This is a genomic window from Ferruginibacter paludis (genome assembly GCF_030409685.1).
Taxonomy (GTDB): domain Bacteria; phylum Bacteroidota; class Bacteroidia; order Chitinophagales; family Chitinophagaceae; genus Ferruginibacter; species Ferruginibacter paludis.
Map to the genome: position 1 here is coordinate 46823 of NZ_JAUFQJ010000011.1, position 16202 is coordinate 63024.

Sequence of the window (16202 nt, forward strand, 5' to 3'; positions counted from 1 at the left end):
TAAAAGGGTTAATTTTACCGCAAGATAATTCATGTATGAAAAAAGGTTGTTTATTTATTTGCTGCCTGCTGCCGTTTGTTTTGCCTGCGCAAAATATATCAATTCAACTGGCTGCCGGTATAAAAAATTTGCAGGGCGACGAACAATTTAAACATGCAGTTATAGCTATGTACGTAGTAGACGCCAAGACAGGGAAATTGATTTTTGATAACAATGCACAAATTGGACTTGCCCCGGCCAGTTGCCAGAAGGTAATCACCAGCGTAACGGCATTTGAATTATTGGGACATGATTACAGGTACAAGACATACCTGACCCGCAATAAACCGATAACGGACGGCGCATTACAGGGCGATCTGTATATTGCCGGCGGCGGAGATCCTACGCTGGGAAGTTCACGCTGGACGGGCACATCGGAAGATGGAGTGATTAAAAAAATAACAGCCGTACTGCAAAAAAACAATATACAAAGCATTGCTGGAAGCCTGGTGGCAGATGATCATTTATTTACAACAGACGCTGTGCCCCGTGGCTGGGTTTGGGAAGATATCGGCAATTATTACGGGGCGGGTGCATGGGGATTGAACTGGCGTGAAAATCAGTTTGATGTTAGTTTTAAAACGGGTGCAAAGGAAGGCGATTCCACCAATATTATTGCTACAGTGCCGCCATGCGTTTTGACAATGTATCAATTCAGCAATTTTATTACAACAGGAGCCAGGGGCAGTGGTGATAATGGGTACCTTTTTTCGGCACCTTTTGCAAAAAATATTATTGCGAAGGGAACACTGCCGGCGTCTGCAAATGGGTTCACTATTTCCGGTTCGTTACCCAATCCGCCGGCAGTTTTTCTGAAGGTGTTGGCTGATCGGTTAAGAGCGGGCGGGATAGCTGTTGGTGGTAATAACCAAACCTATTCTGAAAGGTTAATCGCTAACCGCCCATTGGATATTTCAACAGGCTTGCCAATGGACTCAATCCTGTCACCGCCACTGGATTCTATCAACCACTGGTTTCTGAAAAAAAGTGTAAACCTGTTTGGAGAGGCCCTTGTAAAAACTATTGCCTTGTCTAAAAGCGAAAACGTTTCAACCGAAGACGGCATTAAAATAATCAAGGATTTCTGGAGCAAAAAAGGTATTGAAACTTCCGCCATCAACATCCTGGATGGCAGCGGTCTTTCGCCAGCCAGCCGCGTTACCACACAAGCTTTGGTAACTGTAATGCAGTTTGCAAGACAGCAAAAATGGTTCGCATCCTTTTACAATGCATTGCCGGAGGCAAATGGAATTAGAATGAAAGATGGTTACATCAGTGGGGTAAGAAGTTATACCGGCTATATAAAAAGTAGCAATGGCAGAGAGTACACTTTTGCTTTTATAGTAAATAATTTTGATGGTAATCCAGGAACAGTAAGAGAAAAAATTTGGAGGCTACTGGATATGATGAAATGATAGCAGCGAAATAGAGCTAATACAGGTTAAGGAAAAGGTTTATTTTTTTTATTGAAATGAAAACCGGTATTTCGTTGCTAAACTAATTTACATGTCCACACAAAATTACAAAAATCATACGCAGCTGGTTCCTGCTTTTCACTTTGTTACAGTTCCTCTCTTGTTATTTGTTTTTATCGGCTCAATTGTAAACCTGGTACATTCTGTTCCCGGCAATTTTTATTCAGCTTCATTACTGGTAGCACTGTCTTTCGCGACGCTCTTACTCGCTTTTATTGCCAGGCTCTCTGCACTGAAAGTACAGGACAGGGCCATCAGTGCAGAAGAAAATTTCAGGCATTACATTGCTACCGGGCAACCGCAAGACAGCCGTCTCACTGTTCCGCAAATAATTGCACTGCGTTTTGCAGGCGATGATGAATATGTAGCCTTATCAAAAAGAGCGGTAGACGAAAACCTGTCTGCAAAAGCAATTAAAATGGCGATACAAAATTGGAAGGGAGATTACCGCCGTGCTTAATTCAAATAGGGTAAAACATACAAATAGCGGCTTTCCGAAACTTCGGGTAGCCGCTATTTGTTTAAAGCCGGATCAATCATTCCTGGCTATTGCTTAATCAGCATTTGCCTGCTGATATTTTCATTTGCTGAATTGAGTTCAACAATATAGGCGCCTTTGGCAAGGCCGGAAAGGCCAGACATAGTAATGTTATTGACACCTTCTTTTGCAATGTAATGGATCGTCTTAATTCTTCTGCCGGATAAATCATTTAGTGAAATATCAAGCTTTGCCTCTTTAGCTGCATTGACATTTATTTTTATTGTTGAGGCAAAGGGATTTGGGCTGATATTGTTCACCATAATTCCTTTGTCTGCATGCAATACGATCACTTTACTGTACCTGGCAGTAACATTGTCATTATCCACCATTTTAAGCCGGTAGTAAACAACATTTGAATGAATGGAAGCATCGGTAAAGCCATAATTATGAGTAAGCTGAGTGTTGCCGGAGGATGCTATAGTGGCTATGGCACTAAACTGGTTGCCGGTATAGCTTTTTTGCAATTCAAAGTTTTTCAGATTTATTTCAGATGCCGTAATCCATGAAAGGATCGCCGATTGGTTGTTATACCTGCCCTGAAAATTAACAAGGCTAACTGGTAACGGTGTAGTTACAATAACTGACGCAGCAGACAGACTTAAACAATTGGCACCAGAGAACGAAGTAGCTTTTGCATTTACAGGAATGGTGCCCGCGGTGTTAAAAGGATTTGATACAAGTGTTATTGTTCCCCCTGTTCCAAATTTAGATTCTCCTATGTCAATCGCATCTGCATTATCCCTGAGTGAGTATAATATCCCGGATTGAGATGAAGCAATGGTATAAGTAACCGTTTGTCCCACAGCGATGGTAGTGCTTACAGGGCTTGCTGCGGGAGCCGTAGGGGTGGTGCAGGTTACGGTTAACTGGGTAACGCAAATGACCTCATTTTTAGAAGGCTCGGCAATACCGATCGTTAAGGTAGCTCCCGCATATACGTTGTTGTTTATTGTAGTATTTACCGTAATTGGCCCCCATGCATTATTGGCTGTGGTATAGGTTCCTACTGAGTTTCCATCGGCATATAAAGTAACCACTGTTCCGGCTAAGGTTGTGCCGCTCAACGTACCGGAAACTGAAGTTGCGGATTCTGTTACCGGGCCTGTGATAGTTCCGCAACGTGCGGAACTGGTAGCGCTTACAGTTGCTATTGTTGCTGAATTATTACTCAGTCCGCAGCTGCCATTTTGGGCATTTGCATAATAGCTTGTGGCAGCCACAGCTGTGTAAGCAGCAGGAGTGGTGCCAGCGTTCGTGGTTGACCATGTGCCGTTTGACTGAACAGTTGTGGTAGCAACAAGTGTATTGGCTGATGTATATACTTTTATTATTGTGCCGGTGGGTTCCGCAGCAGTACCGGTAATGGCAACACCCGTAGTAAGCTGGTTGCTGCTGCTGGTAGTTATCACAGGCGCACTGGTAAAACAGGTAATTGTTGCAGGGGCTGTTTGACTGGCGCAATAACTGGTACCTACAGTTCCTGAATTTAATTCACACACGATATAAAACTGCTGACCGGTTAAAAATGTAAGACCAGAAAAAGTAAATGTTCCGGCAGCTGCTGTGGTAGTTTTTGCAACAATACCATTAATGTATAAGGTAAGGGTTGCACCAGTTGTTATTGAACCTGTGATAGAAGTTGTAGCCGGCGTGTACACACCATTAGACGGAGATGTAATGGTTGGTACAGCCAGTGAGCCGCCGAGCGCATTTCCTCCATTACCAGCCGCACAAAAATAGGCTGGCTGAGAGTTACATCCCGTGGTATTATCTGTATAATAAATTTTGTAAGAACCTGAAGTTAAGGGGGAACCTGAACTGCAACCGCCTGAATATTGCCAGGTAATGTTTGGACTGGTGCCGGTATTTGCACCGAAGAATCCACCTGTATTGGCAACACTGTTTTCAGCGGTGCTTCTCGTGATATTATCAACATGTATTGTCCATCCAGTTGCGAAGTTGGTTCCACCAACCCCTTTACTGCCGCTTGTACAACTGAGTAATGGAGTAGCAGGTATGTTGGATGAGTTGCACACACTAACCGTAACAGCATTACTTGACAGACACATTGATTCGCCGGATGCCTGGGATTTGGCAGTGATTACATCTGCGTTGGCAAGGCCAGAAACACTGATGGACCAGGTAGCTCCAGAAGAAACCGTAGTGGTACCAATTGCAGTGACACCTTTGTATAAAGTAATCGTTGCCGTAGAAAGAGGGGATGATGTTCCTTTTGTCCAGGTACCTGTTACTGTAGTTGCTGACGGTGTAACTGGTCCGTTTAAAACAGGTGCATCTGTACAAATCGCACCCAAACCAGATCCGCCGCTGCTTAAACTATTGAATGTAAAGGAGGGTTGAGAGGAAATGGCCGTGGTCCACTGCGTCATGTAATCGTTTCCTGCAATGCCATAAATATCTGACTTTGGACCGCCGATGGCAGCTTGTGGCGACATCACCGTTGTTGCTGAAACCCTGATGGGAGTTGATGCTGAAATACCCAGCACGGAAAATGGTACATAGAAATCATAAAAATAGTCTGCATCTCCACCGTCAGTGCTGGCTGCAACAGAAATCTGCGAGTTGGCATTGATGGGATAGAAGGTGACCAGTACAGGAGTGCTTGTCCCGTCTACATTGTAAACGGCTATTCTGAAATTAGATTCAAACACAATCTCCAGTTCAAATCCGGGATTGCCGTTTACACCAGTAGTTGCGGGCACATAATTAGGATCTGCTGTAGCCCCGGTATTTCCAAATTTATTGTCTGTATCAAGCAAAAGGCTGTAGCCTTTGGAGCCACTCACAATGCCTCCCATCCTGATTCTGCACAGCAGATTGGTTCCATCATTGAAAAGGTAGAACCCGCTGCCGTCGACTGTTTTTACAATATCGCTGTATTTTCCATCCGGTCCCCTTAAAAGATCACCGGTTGGTTCAGCTATTACCGGTGGAACTATTTTATAAGGGATTTCGCTGTTTAAGATATCATCCGTGCCAAAACCTGCAGTTGTTTTCGATGTATAGGCGTCGGCATTGGGATCTAAAACCGCAGGGCCATTGCTGCCTGCGGGTCGCACGATTATACCAGGCGTTTGGGCGAATAAATTGGAAGCCGTCAAAAGACAGCAGAGTGAAATATTAAACAATAAATTTTTCATGAATATTAAATTGGGATAAACAAAAGAAAGAAAAATAATACTAAGGCGATGTAGTCACCTTACTATAAAAGCAGTAATGATTTATATTAATTATTTGATCCATAAAAAAAGACCGTGAAAATTCACAGTCTTTTTTTTATACTATATTTTATTAAACCGGTTGATTTATTAAATATCAGTCGCTTCGCCATAAGCCATTGCTGTCGCCTCTTTCAGCGCCTCACTCATGGTCGGGTGCGGATGAACAGCATTCAATATTTCATGGCCGGTTGTTTCCAGTTTTCGTGCTACTACCACTTCGGCGATCATTTCGGTAACATTCATTCCTATCATATGGCAACCTAAAAATTCACCGTATTTTGCGTCGTAAATAACTTTTACAAAGCCCTCTGTAGCACCGGCAGCACTTGCTTTGCCACTTGCCATAAATGGAAACTTACCTACCTTAATTTCGAAGCCGGCATCTTTTGCTGCTTTTTCTGTGTAGCCAACTGAAGCTATTTCCGGAGAGCAATAAGTACAACCAGGAATATTGTTGTAATCCATTGGTTCTGGATGATGACCTGCAATATGCTCTGCTACACTGATGCCTTCTTTGGTTGCAACGTGTGCCAATGCCTGGCCTGGTGTACAATCACCAATAGCATACACGCCAGGAATATTGGTAAGACCGTTTACATCCCGTACAATCTTTCCTTTTTCAGTTTTGATACCCAGTTCTTCCAAACCAATGTTTTCAAGGTTGGCGATAACACCTACAGCACTTAATAAAATATCAGCACTTAATTCAACTTCGCCGTTGGGCGTTTTTACCTTTGCTTTAATTCCTTCCCCGCTGGTATCCACACTCAATACTTCGCTGTTGGTCATTATTTCAATGCCCTGCTTTTTAAATTGCTTTTCCAGTTCTTTGCTCACATCTTCATCTTCTACCGGCACAATGCGTGGCATAAACTCAACGATCGTAACTTTTGTCCCCATCGTGTTATAGAAATACGCGAACTCACTTCCGATAGCTCCGCTGCCGCAAATGATCATGCTTTTTGGTTGCGGAGATGGCAATACCATTGCTTCCCTGTAACCAATTATTTTTTTACCATCAATCGGCATGCTGGGTAACTGACGGGCTCTGCCACCTGTTGCAATTACAATATTCTTAGCTTCTAAAATTTGTTTGGTACCATCCGCAGCAGTTACTTCTAATTTTGTTGGCGCTACCAGTTTACCGTAGCCCATTACTACATCAATCTTGTTCTTTTTCATTAAGAACTGAACACCTTTGCTCATCTTATCGGCCACACCACGGCTGCGTTTAATTACCGCATCAAAATCATGCCCCGGATTATCTACCTTGATTCCGTATGTTGCGGCATGTTTGGCATACTCATAAACGTTGGCGCTTTTCAACAATGCTTTGGTTGGAATACAACCCCAGTTAAGGCATATGCCACCGAGGCTTTCTTTTTCAACTATAGCAACCTTTTTACCCAACTGACTTGCCCTGATTGCTGCCGGGTATCCACCAGGGCCGCTGCCTAACACAATTACATCGTATGCCATACTTAATTATTTGTTTATTGATTGAATTTATTGATAACAACAGATAATCGTCTGAACGATTAGCGCAGCAAAAATAATCTGAAATAGGGGATTAGCCAAATGGATAATTTATCGTTACAAGATGGCCTGCTTTTTAGCTTACTAACCTGTATTAGGATGATAATTTTTGCAGATAATGTGGCTTATCAACCAGCAATATCAAGTGCCCGGTACGGGTTTTTTATTTTTCTCTTCCTTCTCTCTTTGTTCTGCAATAGACTTAAGGCTTTTGATACTTACGTTCAATTCAAAACCAATCATCAGTACGAGTGAGTTAATGTAGATGAGTGCCATTAAAACGATGATGGTTCCGATAGAACCGTACAGGGCATTGTACCGCCCAAAATTATTTACAAAATAAGAAAAGCCAACAGAAGCAAGTATACTCAGTGATGTGGCCAGTATAGCGCCAGGGCTTACCAGTTTCCAGCGCTTTTGAACTGCCGGTGCGTATTTGTAAATAAAAGCCATTGAATAAAAAATCATCGCCACAATAAAAATCCATCTTACATAATAAATGATGTTGCGGATGGTTTCACTTTGTATACCCATCCATTTTAAAACAGCTCCTTGTGTTATCAGCATGAGCAGGCTGCCAAGTACCACCAGAAACAACAACATCGTCAGTTTAATTGCCATCCACCGGTTATGTAAACCTTTTCTTTTTGCAAAGCCAATATAATTTTTATTGAAAGAGCGCATGATACCCATCATTGCATTGGAGGCAAAATACAAAGCAGTAATAAAACCAAAAGAGATGAGACCAATTTTTGAACCATCAATAAAGCTGTCTACAAATTTTATCAGGTTTTCATTGTGTACTTTTAGTGGAATTACATCTGTAATTAATCCATGTAACTGCAGCTTAATACTTTTTTTGGATATAAAAGGCAAGCTTGGTATCAGTGTAAATAAAAATAAAAAGGAAGGGGGAATGGCCATTATAAAATTGTAGGCCACCGCAGAAGCTCTTTCGGTAAGTCCGACCGTTTTTACCTGTTTGTAGAAAAACACAATTACGTCATACAATGGCACACCTTCAAAACCTGGCAGATGCCATTTTTTACTCTTTTGAAAAAAATAGCCGACTGGTGTTTTTGTAATTATAATGCGTTCTAACTTATTCAAACTGTTGAACCTTGTTAATATTTTATGAGAAAAGCGTTTGATGCAATCAAAACTACTGATTAAGCTGCTAAAAAATCAAATCACTTTGCACTGTCTGCATCTTCTTTTGCTTTTAAATATCCTGTAAGCCATTGCTGGTATTGTTTTGCAAACGCCAGATGCTCTTCATAGGTAGTGGCAAAGTTGGAGTAGCCGGTTAAATTCGGTTGTGCAACAAAATACAGGTAATTGGTAGCAGGTGCATTCAGCACTGCATCGATCGTTTTAATGGATGGTGTGCAAACGGGCCCTGGTGGTAAGCCGCTGTTGAGGTAAGTGTTAAAAGGAGAAGGAAATTCAGTATATTTTTTATAAACGCGTTTAATCGAAAAGTCTTTTAGAGCAAATATTACCGTTGGGTCTGCCGACAACCGCATGCCTGTTCGCAACCTGTTCAGATACACACTCGCAATCTTTCCCTTATCTTCATCTTTATTGCTTTCCTCTTCCACAATGCTGGCCAAAGTATACACTTGTGTTGCTGACAGATGCAATGCGTCAGCTTTCTTTTTTCTTTCTGCCGTCCAGAATTTTTCGTGTTCGGTAATTAGTTTTTTAAAAATTTTATTGGCAGATGTATTCCATAATATCGCGTAGGTATTTGGTATCACAGCAGTCATCGCGGTATTGGTATCCAGCCCATATTGCAATAACGAATCATTGTTGTTTAGCAGACTGATTACAGCGATGGAATCACATTCAAAATTGTTACCTATTTTTTGTGCAAGGTCTTCTTTGGTACGCAGTTTTGTAATGATTAAATTTACCGGCGTTTGCCTTCCTGCCTTTAAGATTTTTATCACGTTAAAAATACTGGCACCGTTTTCAATTACATAGCGGCCGGCTTTTACGTTTTGATCATATTTAAGCTGGTGTGCAATCAATTTAAATGTGCCTGGGTTTTTAAGAATTTTTTGCTCTTCCAGCTGCGTAATAACACTATTAAAACTACTGCCTGTTTTGATGTAAAAACTTTTTTTATTTTCTGTAAAATTGGTGTTGCTGCCAAATATTCGCCAGCCCAATAAGATGGCAATCAAAAAAATTATGGCAAGGCTGAGTGAGAAGTTTTTTTTGCGGGAGGTCATAATAATCCTGTTTCATTGGATAATCAAAGTAAAATAAAAACCCCGTCATAAACAGACGGGGTTCAAATATTTTTGAAAATATTTTATGGTTTTTTTGTTGTATCTGCAGCCGCAGGAGCAGTCATCGGAACCGTATTGGTTTGGTTGGTTGATGGCGCAGTCGCCGGTGCATTCTTTATCAGTTCGTCATTTTTAGATGAAGTACCACTGGCGGAAGGGATAAACACCGGAGACATTACACAAAGAATTGCAACAACTGCCGCAAAAACCCAGGTACCTTTTTCCAATACATCGGTAGTTTGTTTAACTCCCATTAACTGGTTGCTGAAACCGCCCAAACTGCCGGATAAACCTCCGCCTTTAGGATTTTGAACCAATACAATTAATCCTAAAATCACTGAAGACAGGATGATTAAAATTCCAAATACAATTAACATAGTAGTATGCTTTAATTAAAATGATTTTTCAAATTGTTTTTCTTCTCTCACTGACCTATCGTTTGATATTGTCAATTTTGGCTGCAAAGTAAGCGCTTTTGGAAGGATTGAGCAAACTTAATTTTTGGTAAAGTTCAATGGCCTTATTCAGCTTGCCCTGCTGTATTAACACATCAGCCATGGCTTCTGTTACCACGTCTCCTTTTTTGTTCGATTTTTCCGCTATTTCCTGGATGGTCTGTTCCGTCAGTTCGTCCGTTTGGGGCAGATGATCGGGATGTATTTTTTTCATTACTTTCAGCCAGTCTGTAAAACTTTTTAGCTGTTTGCCAAGCCTATCAACAGGTATCCCATTTTCATTGAGTTTAATACCCAGGCTTGCAAAATAATCAGATGTATGCAGTGGCTGGTAAGAAATAGTGTCTTCAGTAGTGGTGGCCTTTGCATCAAAAGTTAAATTTAAAGTCATCGGTTGCATGTCTTTTTCAAAGGTATTGTCCGTGTCATTAATTATATCGTCATCATCTCTGTCTTCTGCATTGACGATTGATAGAGCAACCGGAGTTTCTGTTTCTTCTATGTTCGTATGGGTTGCATTGCTTTCGTCTGGGAATCCGGATTTATAAAGGTTGTCGTTTACTGCTGTCTTTGCATCGTCATCAACTTGTCCAGTTGACAAGTGAACATCACCAGTAAGTGTCTGTTCCTCACGAACTTGATATTGGCTGTCTTTTTCAACTTGCCCCGTCTGCAGCGAAGCATCCTGGGCGTAATTAAAATCCTGTTCTTCTTCCTTTCTATTTTCAGTAACCGGTAACGCTGCAACACTGAATGCTTCATCCGTTTTTACCGGCATTGCCAGGCTAAGTTCCGGAGTTTGCAAGTCTTCCGGTTTGTTTTTTTTAGCATACAAATTATCAGTCGGTAAACCTGGATTTTCGACTGCTGTTTCATTGCCGGTGTTCTCCTTATAACTGTCGCCGACAATTGGCGTGTGTTCCAATGCCGCCTGTTCAATAGAATTTTCTCCTGGTTCTGTAACAGGGCCCAATACCATGTTTTTTGTGGCTTCAATATCAACGTCCTTGTTTTCACTTGCTTTTTCAGGTTGCAAAGTTGTTTGCTCATCACTGGTTAATTGATAATTGAGCCAAAAAGGATTATTGAAAAGAAGTGCAGTTTTGGCCGCCTGGCTGGCGAAATCCCTGCTGTTTGTGGGCAGCTGCTTTAATAAATAAAATTGGGCTACAGTAAAATACGGGCACTCTTTTGTAAGCGCAGTAAGAAAAGCTTCTGTATCAACCGAACGAAAGTTTCTTTTAAATATAGATTCAAAAAGCTGATCGGTAGTCTGCATATTTTACAACTGTTTTTTTTATAAATTGTTATCAGGCGGTCTTTTACCAGTTGGAAAAGATTTTATTAAAGATACCGTCAATGGTGTTTTTAATAATATCCGGAGTTAGTGTAGACTCAGCCTGAGGCAGGTTTTGAGACGCACTGAAATCATAGTTGGTGGATATATCAGCTTCAAAATTTTTAGAAAGATCTAAATTATTTTTAAAGATAAGGTGAAATGTAACAGACAACCTGTTGCTGCTTGCTGTAGTACCTGAAATACCACTTGTACTTACACTGTAATCAGAAACATAACCACTGATGTCGTAATGGGCGCTGTCTTCATTAACTTGGCGAAGTCTGGTATTGCTCCTGATTTTATCTTTTAATTTTTCCGTTAGCTGAGGACTTAACTGCGTGTTGACGTACCTGGCCTTATTTTCAAGGTAGTTAACACGAAAGGTCTTAATCTCCGGTGGTATAGGAGAGGTATCTTTAAACGAATATTTACAGGTGTTAAAACTGAAAATGGTTATTGTAAAAAAACTGGCTATTATCAAACCAATCCGGCTAAACCAGTTGCTTTGTCTACTTGTTTTGTTTAAAAATAATGGTTGCCTCATATTGCAAATTAACCTGTTTTTATTTATCTGTTGATGTTAAAAATAACCGGCGCGGGTGTACTTTTTGCCAATTAGTCTCTGCTAAATTCCACTCTATTATTCTTCTATATCGTATTCTTTCAGCTTCCGGTAAAGGGTTCTTTCACTTATACCCAGGTCGGATGAGGCATCCTTGCGTTTACCTTTGTGTTTTTTCAACGCTTTAATAATCAGTTCTTTTTCTTTATCCATAATGCTTAGTGATTCTTCCACCTGCTCATGCTGGTGTATTTCATTGCCATTTTGATTAATAAAAACAGGCATGTTGGAAGATGGATAATTACCCGGTGCGCCACCGTGTTTTATTTCAGGCAACGAGTTATCTGTATTGTTGTACATGGGCATATGTGAAGTAAGACCGGGATTTTGCAGCAGGTCAAAAAACATCTTCTTCAGTTCGTTTACATCTTTTTTCATGTCGAAAAACAACTTGTACAATATTTCCCGTTCATTGGCAAATTCCTGCTGACTTACGGCAGATTTACCACCGGCTAAAACTGGTAAACGATTGTAATTATGGTCTGGTAAAAAGTTTTGCAATTCTTTTGCCGTAATATTTTTTTCTTTCGATAACACGGATATCTGTTCGGCAATATTTTTCAGTTCTCTTACATTGCCTGGCCAGGGATAATTCATTAATAAATTTTTGGCATCTTCCTCCAGTTGGATCGGCGCACCTTTGTACCGGTCAGAAAAATCAGCAGCAAATTTTCTGAATAATAATGGGATATCCTCCTTTCTGTCTCTTAACGATGGGACTCTGATGGGGACTGTATTTAAACGGTAATACAGATCTTCTCTGAACCGCCCGGTTTGAGTAAATTCTATCAGTTCTTTATTGGTAGCCGCAATTACCCTTACATCTGTTTTTTGTACTTTACTGCTGCCCACCCTAATGTATTCTCCGGCTTCCAATACACGCAATAGCCTGGCTTGCGTACCCAATGGTAATTCGCCAATTTCATCCAAAAAAATGGTACCGCCGTTTACAGTTTCAAAATAGCCTTTGCGGCTATCCACTGCTCCGGTAAACGAACCTTTTTCATGGCCAAACAATTCGCTATCGATGGTACCCTCCGGAATAGCGCCGCAGTTCACGGCAATAAACGGGTTGTGTTTTCTGGCACTTAATGCATGAATGATCTGCGAAAACACTTCTTTACCAACACCACTTTCTCCGTTGATTAGTACGCTTAGATCCGTATTGGCCACCTGGGCTGCAATATTGAGTGCATGGTTAAGGGCAGGAGAGTTTCCGATAATAGCGAAGCGATTTTTAATTGATTGTAAATCCATAAATAGTTATCAATGCAACAGCATTTTTGTATCCGCAAAGCGGCAACCGTTATTAAAATGATTTTACCACGGGTTAAAAAATTAACGTTGTGAAAATTTCTTACTAGTGAAAAGTGTTCTATATCACAGCGGTACCAATTAATGTACCAGCCGTGCAAGCGGTGATTTTAACTGACACATACTCACCTTTTTTAAAATTTTCTTTTGGAAAAACCACCACTTTATTCTGGTCATTTCTTCCCTGTAATTCTTCGGGTGTTTTTTTTGAAAAGCCTTCTATGAGCACTTTAAAAGTTTTGCCAACGTCCCGCTGCATGCTTAACAATGTGTTTCTCCGGTGCAGTTCAACCATTTCCTGTAACCTTCTTTTTTTTACTTCTTCAGGAACATCATCTTCAAATCTCCTGGCGGCAAGGGTTCCGGGCCGCTGGCTGTAAAAGTACATATAGGCCAGGTCATACTTACAATATTCCATCAGGCTCAGTGACTGCTGATGGTCTTCTTCAGTTTCTGTACAAAACCCGGTGATCATATCAGTAGATAATCCGGCATCCGGCAAAATCTCTCTTATCCGGTTAACCCTGGCAACGTACCATTCTCTTGTGTAAGTCCTGTTCATCAGCTGTAATATTCTGCTGCTTCCGCTTTGTACCGGCAAATGAATATAATTGCAGATGTTATCATACCTGGCCATGGTAAACAGCACTTCGTCCGTAATGTCTTTTGGATGAGAAGTAGAAAACCGAACACGGAGCAGGGGGGAAATCAAAGCCACTTGTTCCAGCAAGTTGGCAAATGTTACCGGTTCTTCATAACCGCCCCCGCTTTCATCGCCCACCCAGTGGTAGCTGTCAACATTTTGTCCAAGCAAAGTCACTTCCCTGTATCCATCCTCAAAAAGGCTTTTGCATTCTGCAATTACAGACCCGGCTTCCCGGCTTCTCTCTCTTCCCCTTGTAAAGGGTACCACGCAAAACGAACACATATTATTGCAGCCACGCATAATGCTTACAAAAGCATTCACGCCGTTACTATTTAAACGCACAGGCGCAATATCGGCATAGGTTTCGTCCCTGCTCAATAAAACATTTACGGCTTTCTGACCGGTTTCCGCTTCTTCAATCAGTGATGGTAAACTTCGGTATGCATCGGGGCCTACAACAAGGTCAACAAGTTTTTCTTGTTCAATAAACTTTTCTTTCAGCCGCTCTGCCATGCATCCCAAAACACCCACAATTAGTCCGGGATTGGCTTTTTTTAATTTACGAAATTCAGTCAGCCGTTTACGCACAGTTGCTTCCGCCTTTTCACGGATAGAGCAAGTATTTACCAGGATGAGGTCAGCGTTTTCGAATTGCAGCGTCGCACCAAAACCATTTTTATGTAAAATAGAAGCAACCACTTCACTATCGGCAAAATTCATGGCACAGCCATAGCTTTCTATGTAAAATAATTTTTTATATTCATTACCATCTGACACAAAAGGGGCGAAAGCTTCTCCCTGTCTTTTCTCGTCGTGCTCTTTTGTATTGATATTTAACAGTGTATCCATTATTAAAATTAGGGTGCAAAAATAAGTAATTACCAGTTAAATATGCCAATCTGACATAGCAGTTTAAAAGAAATAATCTATTTGAGACCGGCCAAAAATGCGAATGGTCATTTAGCCAATGTCACACCAGCCGGTCGCCTTTGCCTGAGCACATGGTGGCAGAGCAGCATGACCTAATAAAAACAGCTTCCCGGAAGAAGCTGCTTTGTAGTGATGTTGATTTGCAAATTTTATTCAGGGCTTATTTTTTATTTCCAGTGCAGAATGAGTTGTTGAAACAGGCTTTTCAAAAAAAAGCATTTTAACAGCAACCAAGATCAGTATAACCGCAAATATTTTTTTCATGGTTTCCTGGGATATACTGAGTGCTAGTTTGCTACCCAGCAGGCTACCCACGAAAAAACCAGCTGAAATGATCATAACGATTTTTAAATCAACATAGCCCTGTTTGTAATATTGTATAACACCCAGCAAACCTACCGGTAAAAGAAGTATGCCGAGTGAAGTTCCCTGTGCCATTTTTTGTGAAAAACCAAGAAAGAAAACCAAAGCCGGAACAATGATAATCCCGCCGCCCACGCCAACCATACCTCCGAGCATACCAGCCAGAATACCTATCAGTATTAGAATACCCAATGTTTGTAGATCCATGGTATTTTTTTTGTTAATCATTATTTGCCATGATTGGGATAGGTTCTTGTATAAAAAGCAATGGCATGGGTAATTACTTCATAAGCCGCCTTTTTATCCTGGAACTCATCAATTTCAACCACCTTATTTTCCAGCACTTTATATTGTTCAAAATAATTTTTAAGTACGGCAATGAAGTGGGTTGGTAAATCTTTCACACTGGTAAAATGATTAACTGTAGGGTCGTTTGTAGCCACGGCAATTATTTTATCATCTCTTTCGCCATTGTCAATCATCTGCATGTTACCAATTACTGTTGCTTCAACCAGGCAAAGTGGCTGAATACTTTCGCTGCACATCACCAGGATATCTAAAGGATCATGGTCATCGCCGAGCGTTTGAGGAATAAAACCATAATTAATAGGATAATGAAAAGAGGAGTGGATTACCCTGTCCAGTATCAGCAAACCGGTAGCTTTGTCAATTTCATATTTTGCCCTGGAGCCTTGTGGAATTTCAATTAAAGCATTAACGATTTCGGGAGTTTTGTCGCCGTAACTGGCACCATGCCATGGGTGTAATACGTACATAAATAATTTTTTTGGGTTGTTACAGAATAATTAAAATTGCAAATCCATTAAAGCGAATACCTGGAATAGAATGAATAAACTACTATCAGGGTTGCTGTTGAAAGGATTATCTGATAGTAATATTATTTTTCTTTTGGTTCTTCCTGAAAAGTATGTTTTAAATCAACAAGCCATTTGCCATTTACTTTTACCACCTTTATCTCGTTGCGTATATCCTTTTTGTAGCTGTTTGAGTAATTGACAATGGTCACCGAGTCATTTACATTTTTGAGCTCATTAATGATTATGTCAGACTCTTTGTATTTTTTCAGCTCTTCTTTATTTTTCCCTTCAAAATTTTTGCGTGACAAATCAAAATATTGATTGTTTATATCTTCATCCAGCACCAGCGATTTAGCTTCTGCAAAATTATTGTCCAGCACATCTTTTATGAAAGCCCTGGCAACATCAATGTCGGTGTTAGGAACAGTCCTGCTGTTATTGCAGGAGGCGCATGCGGCAATAACCAGAAAAATAATGAACGATTTTATTTTCATAATTAAAGGTAAACCATCTTTATAATATGCAAGCTAAAAAAGCAGATCTTACTTGGCACCTCTGAAGATAAGCCAGGTAAAAATTGTGCAG

General features: G+C 40.7%; 14 protein-coding genes. 2 read left to right on the top strand and 12 right to left on the bottom strand.

Going from position 1 to position 16202, the window contains the following annotated elements:
* The first annotated feature begins 35 nt into the window (after window positions 1-35).
* Entirely contained in the window at window positions 36-1454 is a 1419-nt protein-coding gene (dacB, locus tag QWZ08_RS17900; RefSeq protein WP_290338884.1) for a D-alanyl-D-alanine carboxypeptidase/D-alanyl-D-alanine endopeptidase, read from the top strand.
* Window positions 1455-1545: 91 nt separating this feature from the next.
* On the top strand, window positions 1546-1974 hold the full coding sequence (locus tag QWZ08_RS17905; protein WP_290338885.1) for a DUF6526 family protein: 429 nt from the start codon (window positions 1546-1548) through the stop codon (window positions 1972-1974).
* 86 nt (window positions 1975-2060) lie between these two features.
* On the opposite strand, the gene QWZ08_RS17910 is transcribed toward QWZ08_RS17905, so the two are convergent.
* From QWZ08_RS17910 to QWZ08_RS17965, 12 genes are all read right to left on the bottom strand, one after another.
* A complete protein-coding gene (locus tag QWZ08_RS17910) occupies window positions 2061-5216 on the bottom strand; it encodes a T9SS type A sorting domain-containing protein (protein ID WP_290338886.1) in 3156 nt (1051 codons plus the stop codon).
* A gap of 168 nt (window positions 5217-5384) precedes the next feature.
* Entirely contained in the window at window positions 5385-6776 is a 1392-nt protein-coding gene (gene lpdA / locus QWZ08_RS17915) for a dihydrolipoyl dehydrogenase (RefSeq protein ID WP_290338887.1), read from the bottom strand.
* A 198-nt stretch (window positions 6777-6974) separates the two neighbouring features.
* Window positions 6975-7943 (bottom strand): YihY/virulence factor BrkB family protein, encoded by a 969-nt coding sequence (locus QWZ08_RS17920; RefSeq protein ID WP_290338888.1) that lies wholly within the window; start codon window positions 7941-7943, stop codon window positions 6975-6977.
* 80 nt (window positions 7944-8023) lie between these two features.
* Window positions 8024-9070, bottom strand: coding sequence for an endolytic transglycosylase MltG (gene mltG, locus QWZ08_RS17925; protein WP_290338889.1), 1047 nt, complete (start codon window positions 9068-9070; stop codon window positions 8024-8026).
* A gap of 83 nt (window positions 9071-9153) precedes the next feature.
* Window positions 9154-9507: a preprotein translocase subunit SecG gene (gene secG, locus QWZ08_RS17930; RefSeq protein WP_290338890.1), complete on the bottom strand. Its 354-nt coding sequence runs from the start codon at window positions 9505-9507 to the stop codon at window positions 9154-9156.
* 55 nt (window positions 9508-9562) lie between these two features.
* A complete protein-coding gene (locus QWZ08_RS17935; protein WP_290338891.1) occupies window positions 9563-10864 on the bottom strand; it encodes a hypothetical protein in 1302 nt (433 codons plus the stop codon).
* A 43-nt stretch (window positions 10865-10907) separates the two neighbouring features.
* Window positions 10908-11468 (bottom strand): LPS assembly lipoprotein LptE, encoded by a 561-nt coding sequence (gene lptE, locus QWZ08_RS17940; RefSeq protein WP_290338892.1) that lies wholly within the window; start codon window positions 11466-11468, stop codon window positions 10908-10910.
* A 96-nt stretch (window positions 11469-11564) separates the two neighbouring features.
* Window positions 11565-12803 (bottom strand): sigma-54 interaction domain-containing protein, encoded by a 1239-nt coding sequence (locus QWZ08_RS17945; RefSeq protein WP_290338893.1) that lies wholly within the window; start codon window positions 12801-12803, stop codon window positions 11565-11567.
* Between the two features lie 118 nt (window positions 12804-12921).
* Window positions 12922-14355: a tRNA (N6-isopentenyl adenosine(37)-C2)-methylthiotransferase MiaB gene (gene miaB, locus QWZ08_RS17950; RefSeq protein WP_290338894.1), complete on the bottom strand. Its 1434-nt coding sequence runs from the start codon at window positions 14353-14355 to the stop codon at window positions 12922-12924.
* Between the two features lie 234 nt (window positions 14356-14589).
* Window positions 14590-15006 carry a sulfite exporter TauE/SafE family protein gene (locus tag QWZ08_RS17955; protein WP_290338895.1) on the bottom strand — a complete coding sequence of 139 codons (417 nt, stop codon included), beginning with the start codon at window positions 15004-15006 and terminating at the stop codon, window positions 14590-14592.
* Window positions 15007-15026: 20 nt separating this feature from the next.
* Window positions 15027-15575 (bottom strand): inorganic diphosphatase, encoded by a 549-nt coding sequence (locus tag QWZ08_RS17960; protein ID WP_290338896.1) that lies wholly within the window; start codon window positions 15573-15575, stop codon window positions 15027-15029.
* A 122-nt stretch (window positions 15576-15697) separates the two neighbouring features.
* Entirely contained in the window at window positions 15698-16111 is a 414-nt protein-coding gene (locus QWZ08_RS17965; RefSeq protein ID WP_290338897.1) for a nuclear transport factor 2 family protein, read from the bottom strand.
* Window positions 16112-16202: the final 91 nt, after the last annotated feature.

Coding starts and splice junctions, on each gene's coding strand:
- lpdA (WP_290338887.1), bottom strand. CDS start 6,776: ATGGCATACGATGTAATTGTGTTAGGCAGCGGCCCTGGTGGATACCCG.
- QWZ08_RS17965 (WP_290338897.1), bottom strand. CDS start 16,111: ATGAAAATAAAATCGTTCATTATTTTTCTGGTTATTGCCGCATGCGCC.
- QWZ08_RS17955 (WP_290338895.1), bottom strand. CDS start 15,006: ATGGATCTACAAACATTGGGTATTCTAATACTGATAGGTATTCTGGCT.
- QWZ08_RS17960 (WP_290338896.1), bottom strand. CDS start 15,575: ATGTACGTATTACACCCATGGCATGGTGCCAGTTACGGCGACAAAACT.
- secG (WP_290338890.1), bottom strand. CDS start 9,507: ATGTTAATTGTATTTGGAATTTTAATCATCCTGTCTTCAGTGATTTTA.
- QWZ08_RS17935 (WP_290338891.1), bottom strand. CDS start 10,864: ATGCAGACTACCGATCAGCTTTTTGAATCTATATTTAAAAGAAACTTT.
- lptE (WP_290338892.1), bottom strand. CDS start 11,468: ATGAGGCAACCATTATTTTTAAACAAAACAAGTAGACAAAGCAACTGG.
- miaB (WP_290338894.1), bottom strand. CDS start 14,355: ATGGATACACTGTTAAATATCAATACAAAAGAGCACGACGAGAAAAGA.
- dacB (WP_290338884.1), top strand. CDS start 36: ATGAAAAAAGGTTGTTTATTTATTTGCTGCCTGCTGCCGTTTGTTTTG.
- QWZ08_RS17910 (WP_290338886.1), bottom strand. CDS start 5,216: ATGAAAAATTTATTGTTTAATATTTCACTCTGCTGTCTTTTGACGGCT.
- QWZ08_RS17945 (WP_290338893.1), bottom strand. CDS start 12,803: ATGGATTTACAATCAATTAAAAATCGCTTCGCTATTATCGGAAACTCT.
- QWZ08_RS17905 (WP_290338885.1), top strand. CDS start 1,546: ATGTCCACACAAAATTACAAAAATCATACGCAGCTGGTTCCTGCTTTT.
- mltG (WP_290338889.1), bottom strand. CDS start 9,070: ATGACCTCCCGCAAAAAAAACTTCTCACTCAGCCTTGCCATAATTTTT.